Origin of the sequence: Allobosea sp., from assembly GCF_035999205.1 — a bacterium.
Classification (GTDB): domain Bacteria; phylum Pseudomonadota; class Alphaproteobacteria; order Rhizobiales; family Beijerinckiaceae; genus Allobosea.
In genome coordinates, this window is the sequence record NZ_DASYHA010000025.1 from 734,162 (window position 1) to 755,801 (window position 21,640).

21 protein-coding genes are annotated in these 21,640 nt (G+C 67.3%); 9 read left to right on the plus strand and 12 right to left on the minus strand.

Features of this window, described 5'->3' with window-relative positions; all coding sequences use genetic code 11:
• Positions 1 to 58 precede the first annotated feature (58 nt).
• Positions 59 to 523: an Lrp/AsnC family transcriptional regulator gene (locus tag VGN82_RS18855; RefSeq protein WP_327528574.1), complete on the plus strand. Its 465-nt coding sequence runs from the start codon at positions 59 to 61 to the stop codon at positions 521 to 523.
• A 105-nt stretch (positions 524 to 628) separates the two neighbouring features.
• Positions 629 to 880 carry an exodeoxyribonuclease VII small subunit gene (locus tag VGN82_RS18860; RefSeq protein ID WP_327529180.1) on the plus strand — a complete coding sequence of 84 codons (252 nt, stop codon included), beginning with the start codon at positions 629 to 631 and terminating at the stop codon, positions 878 to 880.
• Positions 881 to 890: 10 nt separating this feature from the next.
• On the opposite strand, the gene VGN82_RS18865 is transcribed toward VGN82_RS18860, so the two are convergent.
• The gene (locus VGN82_RS18865; RefSeq protein ID WP_327528575.1) at positions 891 to 1,796 is read right to left on the minus strand and encodes a LysR family transcriptional regulator; all 906 of its coding nucleotides are present in this window, start codon (positions 1,794 to 1,796) and stop codon (positions 891 to 893) included.
• Between the two features lie 88 nt (positions 1,797 to 1,884).
• On the opposite strand from VGN82_RS18865, the gene VGN82_RS18870 reads away from it, so the two are divergent.
• Positions 1,885 to 2,433, plus strand: a complete 549-nt coding sequence (locus VGN82_RS18870) for an NAD(P)H-dependent oxidoreductase (protein WP_327528576.1) — start codon at positions 1,885 to 1,887, stop codon at positions 2,431 to 2,433.
• Positions 2,434 to 2,509: 76 nt separating this feature from the next.
• A complete protein-coding gene (locus VGN82_RS18875) occupies positions 2,510 to 3,430 on the plus strand; it encodes a pirin family protein (RefSeq protein ID WP_327528577.1) in 921 nt (306 codons plus the stop codon).
• Here VGN82_RS18875 and VGN82_RS18880 read toward each other — a convergent pair.
• From VGN82_RS18880 to VGN82_RS18890, 3 genes are all read right to left on the minus strand, one after another.
• Positions 3,408 to 4,631 carry an MFS transporter gene (locus VGN82_RS18880; protein WP_327528578.1) on the minus strand — a complete coding sequence of 408 codons (1,224 nt, stop codon included), beginning with the start codon at positions 4,629 to 4,631 and terminating at the stop codon, positions 3,408 to 3,410. The two genes, VGN82_RS18875 and VGN82_RS18880, sit on opposite strands and share 23 nt — an antisense overlap.
• Positions 4,632 to 4,757: 126 nt before the next feature.
• Positions 4,758 to 6,170, minus strand: a complete 1,413-nt coding sequence (locus VGN82_RS18885) for an amidase (RefSeq protein WP_327528579.1) — start codon at positions 6,168 to 6,170, stop codon at positions 4,758 to 4,760.
• Between the two features lie 5 nt (positions 6,171 to 6,175).
• Complete coding sequence (locus VGN82_RS18890; RefSeq protein WP_327528580.1) at positions 6,176 to 7,816, minus strand: ABC transporter substrate-binding protein; 1,641 nt, start codon at positions 7,814 to 7,816, stop codon at positions 6,176 to 6,178.
• Between the two features lie 209 nt (positions 7,817 to 8,025).
• Here VGN82_RS18890 and dxs point away from each other — a divergent pair, with 209 nt between their 5' ends.
• A complete protein-coding gene (gene dxs / locus VGN82_RS18895; protein WP_327528581.1) occupies positions 8,026 to 9,939 on the plus strand; it encodes a 1-deoxy-D-xylulose-5-phosphate synthase in 1,914 nt (637 codons plus the stop codon).
• A gap of 19 nt (positions 9,940 to 9,958) precedes the next feature.
• Positions 9,959 to 10,687, plus strand: coding sequence for a TlyA family RNA methyltransferase (locus VGN82_RS18900; protein WP_327528582.1), 729 nt, complete (start codon positions 9,959 to 9,961; stop codon positions 10,685 to 10,687).
• Here VGN82_RS18900 and VGN82_RS18905 read toward each other — a convergent pair whose 3' ends face one another.
• Entirely contained in the window at positions 10,688 to 11,134 is a 447-nt protein-coding gene (locus VGN82_RS18905) for a hypothetical protein (protein WP_327528584.1), read from the minus strand.
• Between VGN82_RS18905 and VGN82_RS18910 the strand changes: the two genes are divergently transcribed.
• On the plus strand, positions 11,109 to 12,032 hold the full coding sequence (locus tag VGN82_RS18910; RefSeq protein ID WP_327528585.1) for an SOS response-associated peptidase: 924 nt from the start codon (positions 11,109 to 11,111) through the stop codon (positions 12,030 to 12,032). The genes VGN82_RS18905 and VGN82_RS18910 overlap by 26 nt on opposite strands.
• A 55-nt stretch (positions 12,033 to 12,087) precedes the next feature.
• Here VGN82_RS18910 and VGN82_RS18915 read toward each other — a convergent pair whose 3' ends face one another.
• Both VGN82_RS18915 and VGN82_RS18920 read right to left on the minus strand, forming a co-directional pair.
• On the minus strand, positions 12,088 to 13,476 hold the full coding sequence (locus VGN82_RS18915) for an FAD-binding oxidoreductase (RefSeq protein WP_327529181.1): 1,389 nt from the start codon (positions 13,474 to 13,476) through the stop codon (positions 12,088 to 12,090).
• A gap of 39 nt (positions 13,477 to 13,515) precedes the next feature.
• Complete coding sequence (locus tag VGN82_RS18920) at positions 13,516 to 14,754, minus strand: class I SAM-dependent RNA methyltransferase (RefSeq protein ID WP_327528586.1); 1,239 nt, start codon at positions 14,752 to 14,754, stop codon at positions 13,516 to 13,518.
• A gap of 143 nt (positions 14,755 to 14,897) precedes the next feature.
• On the opposite strand from VGN82_RS18920, the gene VGN82_RS18925 reads away from it, so the two are divergent.
• Positions 14,898 to 15,944 (plus strand): cysteine synthase A, encoded by a 1,047-nt coding sequence (locus VGN82_RS18925; protein ID WP_327528587.1) that lies wholly within the window; start codon positions 14,898 to 14,900, stop codon positions 15,942 to 15,944.
• 5 nt (positions 15,945 to 15,949) lie between these two features.
• Positions 15,950 to 16,453: an MOSC domain-containing protein gene (locus tag VGN82_RS18930; RefSeq protein ID WP_327528588.1), complete on the plus strand. Its 504-nt coding sequence runs from the start codon at positions 15,950 to 15,952 to the stop codon at positions 16,451 to 16,453.
• A 73-nt stretch (positions 16,454 to 16,526) separates the two neighbouring features.
• Here VGN82_RS18930 and VGN82_RS18935 read toward each other — a convergent pair whose 3' ends face one another.
• The 5 genes from VGN82_RS18935 to VGN82_RS18955 form a co-directional block, all read right to left on the minus strand.
• Complete coding sequence (locus tag VGN82_RS18935) at positions 16,527 to 16,667, minus strand: hypothetical protein (RefSeq protein ID WP_327528589.1); 141 nt, start codon at positions 16,665 to 16,667, stop codon at positions 16,527 to 16,529.
• A gap of 163 nt (positions 16,668 to 16,830) precedes the next feature.
• Positions 16,831 to 17,760, minus strand: a complete 930-nt coding sequence (locus tag VGN82_RS18940) for a lipid kinase (RefSeq protein WP_327528590.1) — start codon at positions 17,758 to 17,760, stop codon at positions 16,831 to 16,833.
• Positions 17,761 to 17,877: 117 nt separating this feature from the next.
• Positions 17,878 to 19,662 (minus strand): SLC13 family permease, encoded by a 1,785-nt coding sequence (locus VGN82_RS18945; protein WP_327528591.1) that lies wholly within the window; start codon positions 19,660 to 19,662, stop codon positions 17,878 to 17,880.
• A gap of 48 nt (positions 19,663 to 19,710) precedes the next feature.
• Positions 19,711 to 20,700: a magnesium transporter CorA family protein gene (locus tag VGN82_RS18950; protein ID WP_327528592.1), complete on the minus strand. Its 990-nt coding sequence runs from the start codon at positions 20,698 to 20,700 to the stop codon at positions 19,711 to 19,713.
• Positions 20,701 to 20,788: 88 nt separating this feature from the next.
• Positions 20,789 to 21,634, minus strand: a complete 846-nt coding sequence (locus VGN82_RS18955) for an SDR family NAD(P)-dependent oxidoreductase (RefSeq protein ID WP_327529182.1) — start codon at positions 21,632 to 21,634, stop codon at positions 20,789 to 20,791.
• Between the last annotated feature and the right edge of the window lie 6 nt (positions 21,635 to 21,640).

A 21,640-nucleotide genomic window follows, 5' to 3' on the forward strand; every position in this document is an offset into this window, starting at 1 on the left:
AAATTGCTTGCGCTGCGCGGAATTTGCGACAATGCATCGCGCAGAGGATATCGGCATCATGACCATCGAACTCGATTCACGCGACCGCGCCATCCTGCGTATTCTGCAGGCCGATGGCCGCATCACGAATTCCGATCTGGCCGAGAAGGTGCACCTGTCCCCCTCGGCCTGCCTGCGCCGTGTCCGGCAGTTGGAAGAGAGCGGGCTAATCCGCGGCTATGCGATGCTCCTCGACGACAAGATCGCGGGATTTCCGGGAACCGCGTTTGTCTTCGTCACGCTCGACCAGCAGGGCCGCGCCTCGCTGGAAGGATTCGAGCAGGCGGTGCTGAACCTGCCCGAGATCCTGGAATGCCATCTGCTCGCCGGCGCCCATGACTATCTGATGCGGGTGATCTATCGCGACAGCGCGGATTTCGAGCGCATCCACACCGACATCATCACGCAGTTGCCCGGCGTCACCCGCGTGCAGTCGACACTGACCCTGCGCAGCATCAAGAAGAGCTCGGCGCTGCCGGTGTGACCTTGTCAGGAGCACGCCTGCTGACCCGTTCCCGGGGTTGCGGGCGCCGCCTCTCCGGCGGATAAGCATCCGGCAATCGGGAATCATGCTGTGAGCGAAGCCAAAGTGACCGACGCCAATGGCGATGTCGCCGCCCTGCCCTTCGAGCAGGCGCTGAAGGAACTCGAGGCGATCGTGGCGCGCCTGGAGCGCGGCGACGTCCCGCTCGAGGAATCGATCGACATCTACACCCGCGGCGAGGCGCTGAAGGCGCGCTGCGATGCGTTGCTCAAACAGGCCGAGGCGCGCATCGAGAGGATCACGCTCGGCGCCGACGGCAAGCCGACCGGCACCACTCCGCTCGACGTCGACAACTGAGGCTCCGCCGTCAGGCTGGCAAAGCGGCAACCAGTTCTTCGATCAGCCTTGCGACATGCTGCACCGCCGGATCGCCGGCACGCCGCTTGTGCCAGGCGCAATGCAGCGGAAAGCCCTCGACAGCGATCGGCGGCTCAAAGGCGACGATCTCCCCTCTAACCCGCTCAGGCAGGCAGCGGCTCGGCAAGAGCCCGATCATGTCGGACTCGGTCAGCAGCGGCGGCACCATGACGAAGCTCGGCACCACCATGCCGACATGGCGCGTGCGCCCGATCCGTGTCAGCGCCTCGTCGAGCGGGCCGCGTGTGTCGCCGCGGCCTGAGACCAGCACATGCGGATAGGCGAGCCAGCGATCCAGGTCGAAGGCGGCAGCCGCCGGATGGTCGCGACGCATGGCAACGCGATAGCGCTCCTGCAGCAGTTCGCGGCGGGTAAAGTCCGAGTCGACGCTCGGGAAGACCGAAACGGCGAGATCGACGCCGCCGCGCCCGAGCCCCTCCAGAGCCGCCGCAGCACCATGCCAAGGCATCACCGCGACCGTGATGCCGGGAGCCGTCCGCGCAAGACGGCGTTGCAGCGCCGCGCCGATGGCGACGGCAGGAAGATCCGCCATGACGACGCGCACAGTCTGGCGGATCGCATGAAGATCCGGCTCGGCTCGGTCGAGCAGGGCGGCCATGCCGGCAAGGACCTCCTTGATCGGGCCCGCGAGCGCCTGCGCCTTCGGGGTCAGCACCATGCCGCCGCCCCCCCGTTCGAGGAGCCGGTCGCTGAAGAGATGGCGGCAGCGCTCCAGCGCGCTCGACATCGCCGGTTGCGACAGGCCGACGCGCTCCCCGGCCCGCGAGACATGGGCCTCATCGAGCAGGGCGTCGAGCACCACGAGAAGGTTGAGATCGACCGAACGTAAATTCATACTCTGGATATTACGGTATACCGACCATCGATTGGAGGAATTTTATTGCGACGGACATCCTCTCCCTCGTTCCCCGAAGGAGGATGCCATGACCAAGACCCTGATCCTGCTGTTCCATCCGCATCTCGCCGGCTCGCGCGCCAATCGTGCCCTGCTCGACGCGGCTGCGACGCTCCCCGGCGTCGAATTCGTCGACATGCAGGCGCTCTATCCCGACGGATGCATCGATGCAGAAGCTGAATCGGCTCGCCTGCTCGCCGCAGACCACATCGTGCTGCTGTTTCCGGTGCACTGGTATTCGACGCCGCCCCTGCTCAAGGCCTGGCAGGATGCCGTCCTGACGCGGATGTTCTACATGGCCGCCGAGACCGAGGGGACGCTGCTTGCTGGCAAGCCTCTGCTCATCGCGGCGACAGCCGGCAATGTCGAGGCGGCCTATGCGCCGGGCGGGGCCAACCGGTTTCCTTTGCGTGAATTGCTGCTCCCGCTGGAAGCGACGGCCCATCGCTGCACCCTCGCCTGGGCCGAACCCTTCCTCGTCTACGATGCGCGCCGCGCCGATGCGGAAGCGCTGGATGCGGCAGGTGCGCATTACCGTTCGCGGCTCAATCGCCTGCCGGCCGCCGCCGCGGCTTGACCACTCCCGGCAGGTCTTGCCTTTGCCGACCGGCTCAATCGGTCTACGCTCTCGTGCAGCCACAGGAGCCCACGCCATGTCGCAATTTCCCTCCGAAGATCCGATTCCCGGCGACGCCCGCTCCTGCGCTGCGATCGAGCAGGTGATCGTGCCGCGCGCCCATGATCTCGGCGGCTTCTCGGTCAGGCGCGCCCTGCCCTCGATCGGGCGGAAGATGGTCGGCCCCTTCATCTTCTTCGACCAGATGGGTCCGGCCGAGTTCCATCTCGGCGAAGGGCTGGACGTGCGGCCGCACCCGCATATCGGGCTCTCCACCGTAACCTATCTGTTCGACGGCGAGATCATGCATCGCGACTCGCTCGGCACCGAACTCGCGATCCGCCCGGGCGCGGTCAATCTGATGACGGCGGGGCGCGGCATCGTCCATTCCGAGCGCACCGGGCTCGAGGCGCGCGCAAGCGGACCGAAGCTCTACGGCATCCAGGCCTGGCTCGCCTTGCCGCAGACGCATGAGGAGGTCGCGCCCGAGTTCAAGCACCATGCAGCACCGGAACTGCCGCGGATCGTCGAGGGCGGCAAGCGCATCAGCCTGATCATGGGCTCAGCCTATGGGCAGACCTCGCCGGTCAAGTTCCCCTGGGATGCGCTCTATGCCGAGGCGGTGCTGTCGCCGGGCGCCGTCCTGCCGCTCGACCCTGACTATGACGAGCGCGCGATCTACATCGTCTCCGGCAAGGTCGACATCGCCGGCGACGAGTTCGGCGCCGGCCAGTTGCTGATCTTCAAGCCGGGAGACCGCATCTCGATCCTCGGTGTCGGCCAGACGCGCCTGATGATCGTCGGCGGCGAGCCGATGGACAGCAAGCGCTACATCTGGTGGAACTTCGTCTCCTCCTCGAAGGAGCGCATCGAGCAGGCCAAGGCGGAATGGAAGGCCGGCCGTTTCGACACCGTGCCCGGCGACGAGACCGAGTTCATTCCGCTGCCTGAGGGTTGAGCTCCCCTTCAGGCATTGCTCTCAGCGCCGGCATGCTCGACGCCAGGATCGCCAGCGTCGAGAGGCCGAAGAGCGCGACCGGCAGCCAGATCGCCGTGGCGAGCCCGAACCATTCGCCCGCAAGGCCACCGGCGAGCGCGCCGATGGGGCGCATGCCGTACATCGCGGTCGTCAACGTCGCGCTGACGCGGCCGAGCAGGGCCTGCGGCGTCACCGCCTGGCGCAGGCTGGTCTGGGTGATGAACCAGAGGATCGGCCCGAAGCCGAACAGGAAGAAGGCGACCGCCAGCGCGGGCCAGCCCAGCCCGACCGGCGCCAATGCCAGCAGGCCAGCGCCGACGAGGGAGGAGGCCGGCCCGAAGACGAGCAGCAGCCCCGTCGGCAGGCGAGCGATCAAGGCGGCGCCGCTGAGCGCGCCCGCAATCAACCCCGCGCCATAGACCGAGGAGGCGAGGCCGATCGTCTCCGGCGCGAGCAGCAGGATGCGGGCGGCATAGGGCGCGACCATCGCCGTAAACGCGAAGAAGGCCATGTTCCAGGCGATGGCACAGAGCGCAATCGGCCGGAGATAGGGATGGCGCGCGACGAACAGGCCGCCCTCCGCGATGGCACGATGCAATGGCTGGCGCGGCTGGGGGGCGGGGTGCTCGCCCGGAAGCCTCGACGCAGCCATCAGCACGAGTAGGCCCGCCGACGCGCAGATCAGCAGGCCGAACCAGCCCTGCCCGCGCGCAACGGCCCAGCCTGCGATCAGCGGCGCTGCGAGGCTGAAGCAGGCGCGTCCCAGTTCGAGCCGGCCGTTGGCCCGCGGCAGGGCCGCGATCCCCACCACGCGCGGCATCAGCACGAAGATCGACAGGGCGATGACGACCGGGCCCGTCGCCGCGACGAAGGCCGAGCCCGCGAGCAGCCAGGCAGTCTCACCCGTCGCCAGAAGGGCCGCCCCCGCCAGTGCGCCGACGATCATGAGCAAGCCGCCGATGCGGATCAGGCCGCGCGGCGCGACGCGGTCGGCGAAGACGCCGGCCGGCAGCGAGACCAGAAGCCAGGCTGCCGATTGCGCGGCAACTAGCAATCCGACGAGGCGCGGGCTCGCTCCGGCCTGCGTCGCGGCCAGCGTGATGGTGTCGAGCGCCAGCCTGTCGGCGAACTGCGCCAGAACGCCGGTCGCGATCAGGGCGAAGAGAACGGGTGACGGCATGCTCGGAATCCTGCGTGGCTGATGAGGCCAGCTATCTCACCGCAACCATGAGCGACCCACCCGTTTCCTGCCCGTTCCGGTCGCCACGCCCTTCTTCTTCCCGGAGCCGCTTTCGTACCGCCGGCCTCACAGGACCGCGGGTGGAACCCGCAGGTGATGATCGGTTGCCTGCTGCAAGGCGTAGCCGATGCGCAGCGCGGTCGCCTCCTGATAGCCCGGGCAGGAGATCTGGAAGGACAGCGGCAGGCCCGCGGCGTTGAAGCCGTTGGGCAGACAGAGCGCGCACATCTCCAGATAGTTGGCGAAGCCGTTGAAGCGCGAGAGCTTCACGCTGGCGTCGATTTCGTCGAGCCTGAGCGCGGCAAACGCCGTGCCGGGCGTGAGCAAGGCATCGACGCCGGCGAGAGCCGCCTCCATCCGCCGCTTGCGCCCGACATGCTCGGCCTTGTTGGCGAGATAGTCCTGTGCCGTGACGCCGGCCCCGGCCATGATGCGGGCGCGGACGGCCTCGTCGAGCTGGGCCGTCGGATCGCTGGCGATGGCGCCATGGTGGAAATAGCCCTCGGCCTGAACCATGGCCTGCGGCTGCAGGAAGATGTTGAGGGCAAAGGGCAAGTCGACATCGACGATCTCGGCGCCGAGGGCTGCCAGTACATCGAGCGAACAATCATAGGCCGCGAGCATTTCGGCATCGACGCCTTCGCGTTCGCTCTCCGGCATCCGGGCCAGACGCAAGCCCCGGACGCCGCGCTTCAAGGCCGGCATCGGATCGACAGGCACGATGCCGCGCGTCGTGGGATCGAGCGGGTCGGGCCCTTGCATCGCATGGTAGAGCAGCGCGGCGTCCTCGACATCGCGCGTCATCGGGCCGGGCGTGTCGAGCGAGGGGGCGAGCGGCAGCACGCCATAGGTCGAGATCCGGCCGATCGTTGGCTTGAGCCCGGTCAGCCCGCAGAAGGAAGCCGGTAGCCGGATCGAGCCGCTGGTGTCGGTGCCGACAGCCCAGGGCACGAGCCGACCGGCCACAGCGACGCCGGAGCCGCTGCTGGAGCCGCCGGGCGCACGTACATGCTCGCCATCCCAGGGATTGCGCGGCATGCCCATGTGCTGGTTGAAGCCCCAGCCTCCCGCGGCGAACTCGACCGTGTGGGTCTTGCCGAGGATGATCATACCCTGGGCGAGCAGGCGCCGTGCCAGCGTCGCGGTGACGGTCGAGCGACGCTCGCGCCAGTGCATCGAGCCGCCGGTCGTGATCCGGCCCTCCAGATCGACGAGATCCTTCAGCGCGACCGGCACGCCATGCAGCGGGCCCAGCGCATGGCCCGAACGGATCGCCTTGTCGGCGGTCTCGGCGGCCTGCCGCGCATCGGCGGCGTAGACCTCGACGAAGGATTGCAGCGCCGGCTCCAGACGCTCGATCCGCCGCAGCAACGCATCGACGACATCGACGGGAGACAGGCGCCGCGCAGCGATCTCGCGAGCCAGCATGTGGGCCGGCAGCAGAGCGGGATCGGTGGCAGCGCCAACCATCGTGTTCATCGGGTTCATTCCAGGCTGACGCGCGCCAGGTCGATGAACCAGGATTGCGGTGAGACGAACCCTCGCACCTTCCTCGACATCGCGCGCGGGTTGAGGTCATGGACGATGTAGAGCCAGGGCGGGTTGTCCACCAGCCGCTCATGAGCCAGAGCGGTCTGCTCGGCGATGACCTTCGGATCGTTTGCTGCAGCCAGCTTTGCCAGCGCCGCCTCGAAGGCCTCGTCCTTCCACTGCGGAAAGTTGAAGCCGTTGGGCGGAGCGCTGGCCGCCGCGAAATAGCGCGCCATCACGCTCGGATCGGTCGAAGGCGAGGAGATGTTCAGGGCGAGCGAGCCGTTGAGCGAGGCGGCGTCGGGCAGAGCGCGCATGCTGTTCAGCAAGAGCTGCCATTCCGTGACGTTGAAATCGACCTGGACGCCACAGGCCTCCTTGAGGCTCGCCTGAACAAATTCGTTCATTGGCAGGGGCGACATCTGGCCGGAGCCCGAGGTCGAGATCATGACCTTGAAGGCAAGCGGCTTTTGCGCGGTGAAGCCCGCCTCCGCGAGCAGCGCCCGGCCCCTCGCGGGGTCGAAGCGATAGCGGTTCGCCGGCTTGCCGAAGTCGGGATCGCTGGACTTGAGCCAGCCGATCGCCGGCTCGGCCGCGCCGTTCAGCAGGGTGACGATCGCGTCGCGGTCGACGCAGTAGTTCAGCGCCTGCCGGACACGCGCATCCCTCAGCGGGCTGTCGGTGGCGCCGATGTTGAGAAGCCAGGGCCAGACATGCGGGTAGGAACCGGTTGTGATGGTGAAGCCGGCCTGCCTGAGCGAGGGAATGCCGTCGGCGGGCGGCACCTCGATCCAGTCGACCTGGCCGGTGCGCAGGGCGGCGAGGCGCGCATTCGCTTCCGGCATCGGCACGAGGACGACCTTGTCGAGCTTGGCCTTGCCGGCCGCGTCCCAGTACCCGTCATGGCGCAGCAGTTCGACGCGTTCGCGCGGCACCACGCTGGAGATCCGGAACGGCCCCGTGCCCGCTGCCGGCAGCGTCGCGACCCTGGCCCAGTCACGGCCCGCCTGCTCGAAGGATGCGGGCGATGTGAACAGCGCGAGCGACACCATGTAGGGGAAATAGGATGCCGCGACGCTCGTGGTGATCGCCACCGTGGCATCGTCGATCTTGCGATAGCCGTTCATGATCGGCGCGCGGGCCCGGACGATCGCGGAGGCAGGCGCCTCGAACTGCGGCGCGTCCTTGTTGAAGTAGCGCTCGAGATTCCAGATCACCGCGTCGGCGTCGAACGGCGTGCCGTCATGGAAGCTCACGCCGCGCCGCAGATGGAAGATCCAGGTCAGGGGATCGCCAGCCGCCTGCTCCCAGCGTTCGGCAAGCCCGGGACGAAGCGGCGCGAGCCGGTCGGTCGTCGTCAGGTCCCACAGGGCGAGGCTCTCGAACACCGGGTAGCCGAGAAATCGCATCCCCTCGAAGCCGTTATTCGGCAGGCCGGTTGGCGTCGGAATGTCGGACGCGGTCATCGCGATGCGCAACGTGCCCTGCGCGTGAAGCGGGGCGCCCATTCCGGCCCAAGCCAAAGCGGCAAGCGTTGCGATGCGGAAGCCGGCCTTCAGCCAGCCGCCCATGATTGGCGAGCGACCCTTGCGCATCGTCCAGCCCCTGATTCCTCAACGTCGCCCACTCCTGTTCCAGCAAGTTGTGCGCCAGAGCACAAGCCGCCTGGATCGAAGGCACGCGTTTTCGAGGGTGCCGGTGGCGAGCACGGTAAACACATTGTTCGGCCGGGAATTGCGGACCGGCCTTCGACGACGCCGCCGCGCCCTTGTGCCACCCTGTCGGGATGCGATAGACCGTGCGCGTGACCCAGCGCCCTGCCACGCCGATCCTCGACCGCGTCCGCACGCCGGAGGATCTTCGCACATTGCCGGATAGCGACCTGCGGCAAGTCGCCGACGAGTTGCGCCAGGAAACGATCAGCGCCGTCTCCGTCACGGGCGGGCATCTCGGTGCGGGGCTGGGCGTCGTCGAGCTGACGGTCGCGCTGCACCATGTCTTCGATACGCCACGCGACCGGCTGATCTGGGATGTCGGCCACCAGGCCTATCCCCACAAGATCCTGACCGGTCGGCGCGATCGCATCCGCACATTGCGCCAGCCCGGCGGTCTCTCCGGCTTCACCCGCCGCGTCGAGAGCGAGTACGATCCGTTCGGGGCGGCGCATTCCTCGACCTCGATCTCGGCCGGTCTCGGCATGGCGGTCGCCCGCGATCTCTCCGGCGGCTCCAACAACGTGATCGCCGTGATCGGCGACGGGGCGATGTCGGCCGGCATGGCCTATGAGGCGATGAACAATGCGGGTGCGCTCGGTTCACGCCTCGTCGTCATCCTCAACGACAACGACATGTCGATCGCGCCGCCGGTCGGGGCGATGTCGGCCTATCTCGCCAGGCTGGTCTCGGGCCGGACCTATCGCTCGCTGCGTGAGATCGGCAAGCATCTCGCCGAACGGCTGCCGCGCTTCTTCCACGAGAAGGCGAAGCGCACCGAGGAGTTCGCGCGCGGCTTCTTCACCGGCGGCACGCTGTTCGAGGAGCTGGGCTTCTACTATGTCGGGCCGATCGACGGCCATAATCTCGACCATCTGCTGCCGGTGCTGCGCAATGTGCGCGACTCGCAGACAGGGCCGATCCTCGTCCATGTCGTGACGCAGAAGGGCAAGGGCTACGCCCCGGCCGAGGCCAGCGCCGACAAGTACCACGGCGTGGTCAAGTTCGATCCCGTCACCGGGCAGCAGGCCAAGGCTCCGGCGAATGCGCCGAGCTACACCTCGGTGTTCGGCAATGCCCTGATCAAGGCGGCGCGCGAAGACAGCAAGATCGTCGCCGTCACCGCGGCCATGCCATCGGGGACCGGGATCGACGCCTTCGGCAAGGAGTTTCCCGGCCGGACCTTCGATGTCGGGATCGCCGAGCAGCATGCGGTCACCTTCGCCGCGGGCATGGCGACCGAAGGCTACAAGCCTTTCGTTGCGATCTACTCGACGTTCATGCAGCGCGCCTACGATCAGGTCGTCCACGACGTGGCGATCCAGAAGCTTCCGGTCCGCTTTGCGCTCGACCGGGCCGGCCTCGTCGGTGCCGACGGAGCAACCCATGCGGGGGCCTTCGACATCGCCTATCTCGCCTGCCTTCCCGACATGGTGGTGATGGCGGCAGCCGACGAAGCCGAGCTGACCCATATGGTCGCTACGGCAGCGGCCTTCGACCAAGGGCCGATCGCCTTCCGCTATCCGCGCGGCGAGGGTGTCGGGGTCGAGATTCCAGATTTCGGCGTCCCGCTGGAGATCGGCCGCGGCCGGATCGTCCGGGAGGGCTCGCGCGTCGCGCTGCTCTCGCTCGGGACGCGGCTGGCGGAATGCATGGCGGCGGCGGAGCAGCTCGGCCAGCGCGGCCTGTCGACGACGGTCGCCGATGCGCGCTTCGCCAAGCCGCTCGACGAGGCCCTGATCCTGCGGCTCGCTCGCGAGCACGAGATTCTGCTCACGGTCGAGGAGGGCTCGGTCGGCGGCTTCGGAAGCCATGTCCTGCAACTGCTCGCCCGCAGCGGCCTGCTCGATGGCGGCCTCAAGGTCAGGACGCTGACCTTGCCGGACATCTATCAGGACCACGACAAGCCCGAGGCGATGTATGCGTCGGCCGGGCTCGACGCCGCCGGCATCGTGCGCACGGTCGAGGGCGCGCTTGGGGTGCCGAGCGCGATCAAGCGCGCCTGAACGCGCGAGTGCCGGTGACATGAAGAGCCGCGCCGACCAGCTGCTCGTCGAGCGAGGCCTGTGCGAAAGCCGGGCGCGCGCGCAGGCTGCGATCGCCGCGGGCCTCGTCACGGTGGACGGCCGACCCGTCCGCAAGGCTTCCGAGATGCTGGCGAAAGACGCGGTCCTGACCGCGCAGGCGCCGCACCCTTACGTCTCGCGCGGCGGGCTGAAGCTGGCAGAAGCACTCGATGCCTTCGGATTCGACCCGGCCGGACGCACCTGTCTCGATGTCGGCGCCTCGACCGGCGGCTTCACCGACCTGCTGCTCAAGCGCGGCGCCAGCCGGGTGATCGCGGTGGACGTCGGCCGCGACCAGCTCCATGCCTCGTTGCGCACCGATCCGCGCGTCATGAGCCTGGAAGCACGCGACATCCGTACGCTGACACCTGACGAGTTGCCGGAAGCCCCCGCGCTGGCGGCGATCGATGTCAGCTTCATCTCGCTGCGCCTGGTGCTTCCGGCGGTTGCCGCGCTAATGGCACCGGCTGCGCAGATCGCGGCCCTGATCAAGCCCCAATTCGAGGCGGGCCGTGCCGCGCTGAAGAAGGGCATCGTCAGGGATGCGGCCGTGCACGACAGCGTCTGCGCCGACATCGCGGAGTTGCTGACCGGACTGGGCTTCAGCATCGACGGGCCTGTCCCCTCCCCGATTGAGGGCGGCGACGGCAACCGTGAATTCCTGATCGGCGGCCGGCGCCCAGGCTGATCAGCCAGCCAGCAGGGCGTCGATCTCGTCCTGGAGGGCGCGATTTTCGACCGCGCTGATATCGACCTTGCCGTTGGCGTTGACGAACTGGGTCGCCCGGCCGATCTGGCGGCGCAGCGCCTCGCCGGCAACCTCGGCGATGGTCCTGCTCTCGAGCCCATCCGGCCTCTCGGCCAGCAGCGCCGTCGCCGTTGCAACGAGCCGGGCCATGGTTCTGCACAGCTCCTCGAAGCCCATACGGCGCGACGGCAGGACGCGATCATAGGCAGCAAGCGCCGATGCGGCGCAGCGCAGGGGCGAGGCTTCGAAATGCTGGCGATAGGTGACGCTGCGCCAAGCCTGCAGATCCTGGATCGCCTCGTCGTCGTCGGCGGCCATCTCGATCAGCATCAGGGCTTCGCTGTAACGGTTGAGGAAGTCCGTGGAAAGGCGCGGCAGCCCGGACATGTCCGCTTTGCCGTCCTCCTCATCAGCCAGCGATGTCATCGCGGAGACGGTCATCAAGAACCCCAAACCGGCGCGACTATGCTCGGGCAAACCCAAAGAAAGTGTTGATCGGAGAGGGACTCATCGCCACAGCTGCCGGACCATGTGTGGTCGCTATGCCATTACCCTTCCGCCCGAAGCGATGCGGACGACATTCGGCTATCGCGAGCAGCCGAATTTTCCGCCGCGCTACAACATCGCACCGACGCAGCCGGTGCCGGTCGTGCGCCTGCACGAGGGCGCGCGGCAGTTCATGCTGATGCGCTGGGGCTTCATTCCCGGCTGGGTGAAAGACCCGAAGGAGTTCCCGCTCGTCGTGAACATCCGCGGCGAAAGCGCGGCGACGAAGCCCTCCTTCCGCGCCGCGCTGGTGCGGCGGCGCTGCCTCATGCCGGCCGATGCGTTCTACGAATGGCACCGGCTCGGCCAAGGCCGGAATGCCGAAAGCCGCGCCTACCTGTTCCGGCGTCCGGATCGCAGCTTCTTCGGCCTGGCCGCGCTGTGGGAGACTTGGCACTCGCCTGATGGTTCGGAGATCGACACGGTCGCGCCGATTACCGGGGCGGCGAATGGCGTGATGGCCGCGATCCATGATCGCTGCCCGGTCATCATCGAACCGCAGAACTTCGACGCCTGGCTGGATCCCTCGGCGGAAGCTCGCAAAGTCGAAAGCCTGCTCAGGCCGCCGCCGGACGACCTGCTGGAGATGGCCCGGATCGGCAATGCCGTGAACAAGGTCGCCAATGACGGGCCGGAGGTGCAGGAACGCCTCGGTCCGGCGGCGGCCGAGGCAGCCGTGCCGAAGCCACCTCCCCGCACCAAGCGCCCCGAGGACGATCTGCAAGGCAGCCTGTTCTGAACCGGTGTGCCTGGCCTCCGACAGTCTGAGGCGGTTCCGGCCGACCTGTTGGCCGCTACATCGCCAGAACGGCGCCGGGATTCAGGATTCCCTGCGGGTCGAGCGTCGTCTTCAGCGTCTTCATCAGCGACAGTTCGACCGGGTCCTTGACGCCCGGCAAAAGGTCGCGCTTAAGGCGGCCAATGCCGTGCTCGGCGGAGATCGAGCCATGCATTTCACTGACGATGGCGTGCACGGCCTCGTTCATCGCGCTCCAGCCGGCAAGGAACGCCGCCTTGTCGCCACCGACCGGCTGGCTGACGTTGAAGTGGATGTTGCCGTCGCCCATATGGCCGAAGGGTAGCGGGCGGCAGCCCGGGACCATCTGCATCACCACCTCGGACGCCTTGGCAATGAAGGCAGGAACCGCGTGCAGCGGCACCGAGACGTCATGCTTGATCGAGCCGCCCTCATAGGTCTGCACCTCGGAGAGCATCTCGCGCAGCTTCCAGAAATCGGCGCGCTGCGTCAGCGAGCCGGCAAGCGCGGCATCCGTGACCAGCCCCTGCTCCAGCGCCTCGCCCAGGAAAGCCTCGACGGCCTCGTCGAGCCCGGTCGCGGACTGGGCCGAGACCTCCATCAGCACGTACCAGGGCGACGGCCCCGACAGCGGATCGCGCGCGCCCGAGGCATGGCGGAGGACGAAGTCGAGCCCGACACGAGGCATGATCTCGAAGGTGGTCAACGTGCCCCCCGCGCCGGCCTTGGCCGTGTTCAGCAGCGTGAGCGCCTCTTCGGGGCCGGGCACGGCGAGGAAGGCCGTGGCGCGCGCCGCCGGCTGCGGAAACAGCTTCAACACGGCGGCGGTGATGATGCCGAGCGTGCCTTCGGCGCCAATGAAGAGGTTCTTCAAATCGTAGCCGGTATTGTCCTTGCGCAGCTGGCGCAGGCCGTTCCAGATCCGCCCGTCCGCCAGCACGACCTCGAGCCCCATGCAAAGCTCGCGGGCATTGCCATAGGCCAGGACGGCGGTGCCGCCGGCATTGGTCGAGAGATTGCCGCCGATGGTGCAAGAGCCTTCGGAAGCGAGCGAGAGCGGGAAGAGGCGCCCCGCGCCATCCGCCGCCTCCTGCGCCTTCTGCAGCGTCAGCCCGGCCTCGACCGTCATCGTGTCGCTCTCCGCATCGATCGCGCGGACCTTGTCCATGCGCTGCAGCGACAGGATGATCTCGCGCCCCTCGGCGATCGGGATCTGGCCGCCGACGAGGCCGGTATTGCCACCCTGCGGCACCAGCCGCGTGCCCGTTCGCGCCGCGAGCTTGACCAGCTCCGCGACTTCGGCCGTCGAGCCCGGGCGGACGACGGCCCGCGCCTTGCCGCGGAACAGGTCGCGCCACTCCTTCAGATAGGGCACCATCGCGTCGGCATCGGTGACGATGTTCTTGGGGCCGACGATTGCGGCCATGTCGTCCAGGATGGATGCGCTCAAGGATGCCTCCGAATCTTACTTCTTCTTCGACCGGCGGAAGACGCCGACGAGCTCGATATGAGCGGAATAGCGGAACTGGTCGACGGGCGTGACACCCTCCAGCGCATAACCGCCCGCGATCAGAATCGCGGCGTCGCGCGCGAAGGTCGCTGCATCGCAGGAGACATAGACGACCGTGCCGGTCTTGGCTGCGGCGAGGCGCCTGACCTGCGCTTCGGCGCCCGCGCGGGGCGGGTCGAGCACGACGGCGTCGAAGGCGTTCAACTCATGCTCCAGCAGCGGGCGCCTGAACAGGTCGCGGACCTCGCTGGAGATCGGCTTCAACCCCTGTGTGGCCGCCGCCGCCCGCGTCAGCGCGAGAATCGCCGCCTTGTCGCTCTCGACCGCATGAACCTGCGCGCGCTCGGCCAAGCGGAAGGAGATCGGGCCGCAACCTGCGAAGAGATCCGCAACCCGCTTGACCTTGGGCAGGCCAGCCAGAACGAGGTCGGAAATGGCATCCTCGCCCGCGGCCGTCGCCTGCAGGAAGCCGCCGGGAGCCGGCGCGACCATCGCCCTTCCCATGCGCTGCTGCGGCGGGCGGCGCTCGACGACGATCTCGCCATGCATTGACAGCCGCGCGAGATCGAGCCGCTCGGCCGCCTCGGTCAGGGACAGCCGCAGCTTGTCGCTGGCCGGACCATGTCCGCGAATGTCGATGTCGAGGCCGGCTTCCGAAGCGGTGATCTGGATGTCGAGCGGCTTGTTCGAGCCGCCGAGCCGGTTTGCGACGAGTTGAGCCGCGGCCGGCGCGCGCGCCAGCCCCGGCGCCAGGACCGGGCAGGCCGGAACGGCGATGAGGTCATGGCTGCGGGCGACCATGAAGCCGACCAGCATGCCGGCCCCCTCGCGCCGGGCGTGGAAGGTGACGCGGCGGCGCCCAGTGCCATGGCCGTCGACGATGTCGGCGACCGGCGCCGAGACCCCGGCGCGCGACAGGGCCGTCTCGACCTGCCGACGCTTCCATTCGCGATAGAGGCCGGGCGCCATGTGCTGGGCCGCACAGCCGCCGCAGCGAGTGAAGAGCGGACAGATCGCGGCAATGCGCGAATCGACCGGCGTAATGATCTCGACGAGCTGCCCGCGGTCGCCGTCGCGCACCACGCGAACGGTCTCGCCAGGCAAGGCGTAGGGCACGAAGACCTCGCCTGCCTCGCTTGGCGCGATGCCGTCGCCGCGCTGGCCCAGCCGGGCCACGACAAGAATTTCATTCATGGCGAGGATCATCGTGGTCGAATTTTCTCCGTCCGGGCCATTGCAAGCCGCGCTCCTTCCAACCTCGCCGGAGGATGCGCGACCATGATGACCTGCTTGCCGCTTTCGCCTATCAGGTTGGGAGCAAACAGGGAAATTTCGACATGCCCACCCGCGACGGCGTCATCGAAGCCATTGGCAACACGCCCCTGATCAAGCTGAAGCGCGCCTCGGCCGCGACCGGCTGCACCATTCTCGGCAAGGCCGAATTCATGAACCCCGGCCAGTCGGTCAAGGACCGCGCCGCGCTCGCAATCATCCGGGATGCGGAGAAGCGCGGTCTGTTGCGGCCCGGCGGCGTCATCGTCGAGGGCACTGCCGGCAATACCGGCATCGGCATCGCACTCGTCGGCAATGCGCTCGGCTACCGCTCGGTGATCGTGATCCCGGAGACGCAGAGCCAGGAAAAGAAGGACATGCTGCGACTGGCCGGCGCGACGCTGGTCGAAGTTCCTGCCGTCGGCTACGTCAACCCGAACAACTATGTGAAGGTCTCGGGCCGCCTTGCCGAGGAGCTGGCGAAATCCGAGCCGAATGGCGCGATCTGGGCCAACCAGTTCGACAATACCGCCAACCGCCAGGGCCATATCGAGACGACCGGCCCCGAGATCTGGGAACAGACGGCCGGCAAGGTCGACGGGTTCATTTGCGCGGTCGGCACCGGCGGCACGCTTGCTGGCGTGGGCATTGCGCTCAAGGGCTTCAACCCGAAGATCACCATCGGCCTTGCCGACCCCTTGGGAGCTGCGCTGCACTCCTACTACACCACCGGCGTGCTGAAGGCGGAGGGATCCTCGATCACCGAAGGCATCGGCCAGGGCCGCATCACCGCCAATCTGGTCGATGCGCCGATCGACGTCTCCTTCCAGATTCCCGATGAGGAGGCGGTGCCTGTCGTCTTCGACCTGCTCGAGCACGAGGGGCTCTGCCTCGGCGGTTCGTCGGGCATCAATGTCGCGGGCGCGATCCGGCTGGCGAAGCAGATGGGCCCCGGCCACACCATCGTGACGATCCTCTGCGACTACGGCACGCGTTATCAGTCCAAGCTGTTCAACCCTGAGTTCCTGCGGTCAAAGGGCCTGCCCGTACCGGGCTGGCTGGAGCGCGATAGCTCCGCGCTGCAAAGCGTCGTGCAACGGGTGATGAGCTAGCGGCCATGCCGCTCGCCCCCGCCTCGCCGCTGGCGCACCTGCTCGATGCACCAATGCGGCCGGGGCGGGTCGTCTGGATCGGACTACGGCCGGTGCGGCGGGCGCCGATGCAACCGGTCGTGGAAGCGACCCTCGATCCGCAGCAGGGGCTCATTGGCGACCACTACAGCAGCCGCACCGGTGGCGCCCGCCATGTCACGCTGATCCAGGCGGAGCACCTCGCCGCGATTGCAGCGCATCTCGGGCTGGATGCGGTCACGGCCGAGCAGCTTCGGCGCAACGTCGTGCTTTCGGGCATCAATCTGGCGGCGCTGAAAGGCCGGCGCTTCAAGCTGGGCGAAGCGCTGCTGGAGGCGACCGGCGACTGCCATCCCTGCTCGCGGATGGAGGCGATCCTGGGAAGCGGCGGCTACAACGCCGTGCGCGGCCATGGCGGGATCACGGCGCGTGTCGTTGGCGGTGGCGTGGTTCGGTTGGGCGACGCGGCGGCGCGGGCGGAACAGGCGTGATGCGGACCGCGTCCGGAATTCGATGTTCGGCGGCGGAGGGCGTGCATGCCGCCCTCCGCCGCAACAGTCCTTGTCAGTTCGGCGGGCTCCAGAAGCCAGCCTGGTATTCGCGATCCGAGAGCTTGTCGGCGTCTTCTTGCTCGCTCGTCTCGGGGGTTTCCTGATGGATGCACTCGTCTTCGAGCAGGCAATCCAGATCGTGCCGTTCCAGCATCGTTTCTCCTTTCGTAGGTTGGGAGGTTTTGCGGAGGCAAGAGCGAGATAAACATTTATGCTGCAGCGCACAAGCCACGTGATCGTGATTTCGCCGGCAAGATGTCTACCGATCGGCACAGGATCGGACCTGCATCATCACTCTAGCAAGACTTCAGCGAGCTCTAGCGATGATACACCTGCCAGCGATGCGCGGCCGCGCCAGGTGCGACAGAAGGGGCGAAGATCGAAATCGCCTTCGGATGAACCTTGAAATGTGCGGGAGTGGCGGTGACGATCTCGCCATCCGCATTGATCGGCATGGGCTTCTTCGTCTCGATGTCGAACTCGATGCATTTAGCGGTCCGCACCTCCTGCCAGGCGCCATGCGTTCCTGACCGGAACGAGCGCAGCATCAAAGCGAGCTTCCAGACATTCTTCAGCTCGAGGCTGTAGAGGTCGAGGTGGCCGTCATCGATCTCGGCGTTCTGCTCGACGACGTTTCCGCCGCCGTAGTGGCGGCCATTGCCGATCGCGATCTGGTAGGTGTCGACCTCGGTCGCGCTTCCCTTCTCGGTGATCCTGGCGCTGAACCGTGAGGCCCGCGTCAGCACCTTCATCGCCGCAAGGGCATAGCCAAGCCTGCCAAAGCGCTTCTTAAGCGCCGGGTCGAGGCCCTGGGCCAGTTCACTGCTCAACCCGATGCTGGCCACATTGAAGAACGCATGACCGTTGACGGTGCCGACATCAACCGGGCGCAAATGCCCGCGAGCGATGACTCCTGCCGCCCCGACCAGATCCATCGGCAGATCGAGCGTTCTGGCGAGGTCGTTCGCGGTTCCCATCGGGATGATGCCGAGCGGCAGGCCACTCTCCATCGCCGCCAGGGCCGCCGACGACACCGAGCCGTCGCCGCCGCAGACGATGACGAGATCGGCCCTGTCGCGCAGGCGGACGATGTCGCGCGCGATCTCGGGCAACGCCTCGAAGGTTTCGATGGTGATGTCGATCCCGCCCTGTTCCAGACGCTGGAGAACGGGTTCGATCGGCTCGCGGCCACGGCGTGACTTCGGATTGCGCAGCAATAATGCCCGCCGGTTGGTCGATACGCTCATCATGCCTGCTTACGCTGCTGGGCTACCGCAGGTGGGCAACGCGCCACGACTTTTCAACCTCGGGCGCGGGCCGGGCACACGGACCTGCTTCGCCGGCCCGATCCAGAGCATTGCCGCCTAGGCAGCCCGCAATGGCCACACGATCAGGATCATCGGAACGGCGACGGCGAGCACGATCAGCGACAGCGGCGCACCCAGCCGCGGATAATCGCTGAAGCGATAGCCGCCGGGGCCCATCACCAGCGTGTTGCACTGGTGCCCGATCGGAGTGAGGAAGTCGCAGGCGGCGCCGATCGCGACCGCCATCAGGAAGGCATCGGGGTTGTAGCCGAGCCGCGCGGCGAAACCCGCACCGATCGGAGCCATCACCAGCACGGTCGCGGCATTGTTGAGGAAGGGCGTCACCGCCATCGCCGCCGCGAGGATCAGCGCGACCGAGGCCCAGCCCGGCAGCCCCGAGCCGATATGGGCCAGCCAGCCCGCGAAAACGTCGGTCGCACCGGTTGAGCGCAGCGTGTCGCTGACGGGGATCAGCGCCGCCAACATCAGCAGGATCGGCGCGTCGATGCTGGCATACGCCTCCCGCAGCGGCAGGCAGCGCAGGGCGATCAGCAGGACCGCTGCGGCAAAGAATGTGAGCGGAACCGGGGCGAGCCCGGCAGCGAGGACGATCACGGCTGCCAGCACGATCGTTACGGTCATCAGCGCCTTGCGCGTCGAGCCGAGCGATACGAGCCTGTCGGCCAAAGGCAGCAAGCCGAGTTCCATCAGCTTTTCCGGCAACAGCTTCTCGTCGCCCTGGATGACGACGATGTCGCCGGCGCGCAGGCGGATATCGCGCAGGCGCTGCGAAAAGCGCTCGCCCAAACGGCTGATCGCGATCAGGTTGACACCGAAGCGGGCGTGCAGGCCGATATCGCCGGCCGATTGGTCGATCAGCACGGAATCGGGGCCGATGATCGCCTCGGTGACCTGATCCGGGTCGAGCGCATCGCCCTTCTGCGGCGGTCGGTTCTTGCCGTCGAGATCGAGCCCGCCTTCGGCGACGGTGCGTTCCAGCACGGCCGCATCGCCGCGCAGCAGCAGCGTGTCGCCCGCCTTCAGGCTGGCATCGGGCAGCGGCGCCTGGAGGCGCCGCTCATCGCGCAGGATCGCCACGATCTGGAGGTCGCCACCACCGATCGCCTTGAGATCGGCGACATGCTTGCCGGCCATGGCGGATTTCTGGCCGATACGGGCCTCTGTGACGTAGTCCTTGATATCGATGGCCTGGTCCAGCGAGACCGCACCGCGCCGATCCCTCGGCAGCAGGCGGTAGCCGACTGCCAGGAAGGCGCAGCCCGCGAGCGCGACGACGATACCCACCGGCGTGAAGTCGAACATCGAAAAGGGCTCGCCGCCGAGTTCGGCCCTGACCCGGGCGACGATGACATTGGGCGAGGTGCCGACGAGCGTGACGATGCCGCCGAGCAGGGAGGCGAAGGCCATCGGCATCAGGAAGACAGACGGCGAGACACCACCCTTGCGCGCGAGCTGGTAGGCAATCGGCAGCATCATCGCCAGCGCGCCAATGTTCTTGATGATCGCCGACATGACCGCCACGACGGAGACCAGCAGGACGACCTGTGCCTGCGTCGAGCCGAGATGGGGAGCGAGTCTCGCCAGCAGCCGCTCGATCACGCGCGAGCGGGCAACCGCCGCGCTGAGCACCAGCGCGCTGCCGACAATGATGACAATGTCGTCTGAGAAGCCGGTGAAGGCTTCCTTGGCCGGAACGATGCCAACAACCACGCCGACGAGTAGCGCCAGCATCGCGACGATGTCATAGCGCAGCCGACCCCACAGGAAGGCCGCCATCATCACGGCCACGAGCGCAACGGACAGAAGCTGGGGCGTGGTCATCGACAGGCGTTCATCGTTTCCCCGAGCAGCGAGGATGCCGCGCCGAATTTAGAGCCATTTCTTCCAGCGGAAGAACAGATAGGGCAGCACCGCGAACAGGATCATCAATCCGATCGCCAGCGGATAGCCCCACTGCCATTCCAACTCCGGCATCGTCTTGAAGTTCATGCCGTAGATCGAGGCGATCAACGTCGGCGGCATCAGCGCGACCGAGACGACCGAAAACAGCTTGATGATCTTGTTCTGCTCGATCGAGACGAGGCCGAGCGTCGCATCCATCATGAATTGCAGCTTGTTCGACAGGAAGGTCGCATGCTCCTCGATCGCCTGGACGTCGCGGACTGCCGCGCGCCATTCGGCCGAGAAGCCGGTCTGCGCCTTCTTTGGGCGCGTGTAGTTGGCCGAGAGGAACAGCAGCACGCGCTCGACCGAGACCATGCTCTCGCGCACATTCGAGATGATGTGCTCGTACTGGCCGATCTTCTGGATCACGCCCTGGTAGGCGCCGCCCTGCTCGACGTCCTGGCCGCGCCCGGCGAAGATCCGGCGCGAGGCGATATCGATCTGATCCCCGACGCCGCGCAGGACCTCTGCCGCCCGATCGACGATCGCCTCGATAAGCCCGTCCAGAACGGCTTCGGGCTGGGTTCCGCAGCCGCCGGGCTTGGTCGCGCGGTTCATGAAGATCGTGAAGGCGCCGGGCTCGTCATAGCGCACCGTGACCAGCGCCTTCTCGGTCAGGATGAAGGTGACGTCGGCCAGCTTAGGGACGATCGTCTCCGACTGGCAGATGATGCGCGCTGTCATGTAATGCGCGCCGTTCTCGGTGTAGATGATCTCCGATGGCTCGAGATCATGCATCTCCTCGCGCGTCGGGATCGAGATGCCGAGATGCTTCTCGACCCGGGCATCTTCGGCGGCCGTCGGATTGAGCAGATCGATCCAGACCGACTCGGGCGGAAAGCCGTCCTCGACCGCAACCGCGCCGGGAAGCAGCTTGTCGCGCGAGGTCGGGCAGACGCCGTGGATCTGGAGCATGTAAGGCCTCAGGCGGTCGCGGATTCGGATCGATATGCGGCAGGAACGCCGATCCCACTGCCATGTCAAACCTGCATGACGCAGACCGTCAGGTAGGGAGGGTGAAGCGCTCGGGCCGCCGACCATCGCGGTCGGTGAAACCATAGACCGCGGCGAGGTCGGCCACCTGCAGCACCTGCCCGGCATGGCGGGCGACCTCGGCATCGCCCATCAGCGCCGCGACCGCACGCCCGGCATAGAGCGGTGTCTCGGTGGTCTCGTCCGCCATGCCGGCATCGCGGACGCGTTCGGTCAGGACATGACCGGGCGACAGACCGAGCGCCGTGACGCCGAAGGGCTTCAGCTCCGCCGCCATTGCCAGCGTCAACCGGTTCATCGCCGCCTTGGCAAGGTCGTAGAACACGTCGCCGAGATACCCGCCTTGCGCGTCGAAACTCACCGTGACGATCAGGCCCTTGCGAGCCTGCACCATCGCCGGCGCGACCGCGCGCGCCAGCAGGAGCTGCGCATAGACGCCGCTCTCGAAGCTCGTTCCCAGCCGCGCCACGGGCCGGCGCCAGAACGGCGCACCAAAGGAAGACCCATCGGGATAGCGGACGCCGTCATAGCCCTCGTTTCCGCCCCAGACGGCATCGATCACGGCGTCGAGCCGGCCAAACCGGCGCAACGCCCAGGAGACGAGTGCATCGACCTCGCGCTCACTAGTGTGGTCGCAGCGATAGGGATGCCCGCGCCCGCCAGCCGCATCAACCTCGCGCGCCGTATCCTCGAAGGTCTCGGAGCGCTGGTCGGTGCGGGCGCCCGCCTCGCTGGACCGGCCGGTGACGATGACCGTCGCGCCAGCTTCCCCGAGCGCCCGGGCGATGCCGCGCCCGAGACCGCGCGAGGCGCCCGCGACGAGGCAGACTCGGTCGGAGAGCCGTGGGTTGGACATCCCGGT

Bases quoted from the DNA above. Each gene is read 5' to 3' on its own strand.
- VGN82_RS18940 (WP_327528590.1), bottom strand. From the start codon at position 17,760: ATGAGCGTATCGACCAACCGGCGGGCATTATTGCTGCGCAATCCGAAG.
- VGN82_RS18900 (WP_327528582.1), top strand. From the start codon at position 9,959: ATGAAGAGCCGCGCCGACCAGCTGCTCGTCGAGCGAGGCCTGTGCGAA.
- VGN82_RS18915 (WP_327529181.1), bottom strand. From the start codon at position 13,476: ATGGCCGCAATCGTCGGCCCCAAGAACATCGTCACCGATGCCGACGCG.
- VGN82_RS18870 (WP_327528576.1), top strand. From the start codon at position 1,885: ATGACCAAGACCCTGATCCTGCTGTTCCATCCGCATCTCGCCGGCTCG.
- VGN82_RS18905 (WP_327528584.1), bottom strand. From the start codon at position 11,134: ATGTCCGGGCTGCCGCGCCTTTCCACGGACTTCCTCAACCGTTACAGC.
- VGN82_RS18950 (WP_327528592.1), bottom strand. From the start codon at position 20,700: ATGCTCCAGATCCACGGCGTCTGCCCGACCTCGCGCGACAAGCTGCTT.
- VGN82_RS18930 (WP_327528588.1), top strand. From the start codon at position 15,950: ATGCCGCTCGCCCCCGCCTCGCCGCTGGCGCACCTGCTCGATGCACCA.
- VGN82_RS18890 (WP_327528580.1), bottom strand. From the start codon at position 7,816: ATGCGCAAGGGTCGCTCGCCAATCATGGGCGGCTGGCTGAAGGCCGGC.
- VGN82_RS18925 (WP_327528587.1), top strand. From the start codon at position 14,898: ATGCCCACCCGCGACGGCGTCATCGAAGCCATTGGCAACACGCCCCTG.
- VGN82_RS18855 (WP_327528574.1), top strand. From the start codon at position 59: ATGACCATCGAACTCGATTCACGCGACCGCGCCATCCTGCGTATTCTG.
- VGN82_RS18880 (WP_327528578.1), bottom strand. From the start codon at position 4,631: ATGCCGTCACCCGTTCTCTTCGCCCTGATCGCGACCGGCGTTCTGGCG.
- VGN82_RS18920 (WP_327528586.1), bottom strand. From the start codon at position 14,754: ATGAATGAAATTCTTGTCGTGGCCCGGCTGGGCCAGCGCGGCGACGGC.
- VGN82_RS18875 (WP_327528577.1), top strand. From the start codon at position 2,510: ATGTCGCAATTTCCCTCCGAAGATCCGATTCCCGGCGACGCCCGCTCC.
- VGN82_RS18945 (WP_327528591.1), bottom strand. From the start codon at position 19,662: ATGACCACGCCCCAGCTTCTGTCCGTTGCGCTCGTGGCCGTGATGATG.
- VGN82_RS18935 (WP_327528589.1), bottom strand. From the start codon at position 16,667: ATGCTGGAACGGCACGATCTGGATTGCCTGCTCGAAGACGAGTGCATC.
- VGN82_RS18865 (WP_327528575.1), bottom strand. From the start codon at position 1,796: ATGAATTTACGTTCGGTCGATCTCAACCTTCTCGTGGTGCTCGACGCC.
- VGN82_RS18885 (WP_327528579.1), bottom strand. From the start codon at position 6,170: ATGAACACGATGGTTGGCGCTGCCACCGATCCCGCTCTGCTGCCGGCC.
- VGN82_RS18955 (WP_327529182.1), bottom strand. From the start codon at position 21,634: ATGTCCAACCCACGGCTCTCCGACCGAGTCTGCCTCGTCGCGGGCGCC.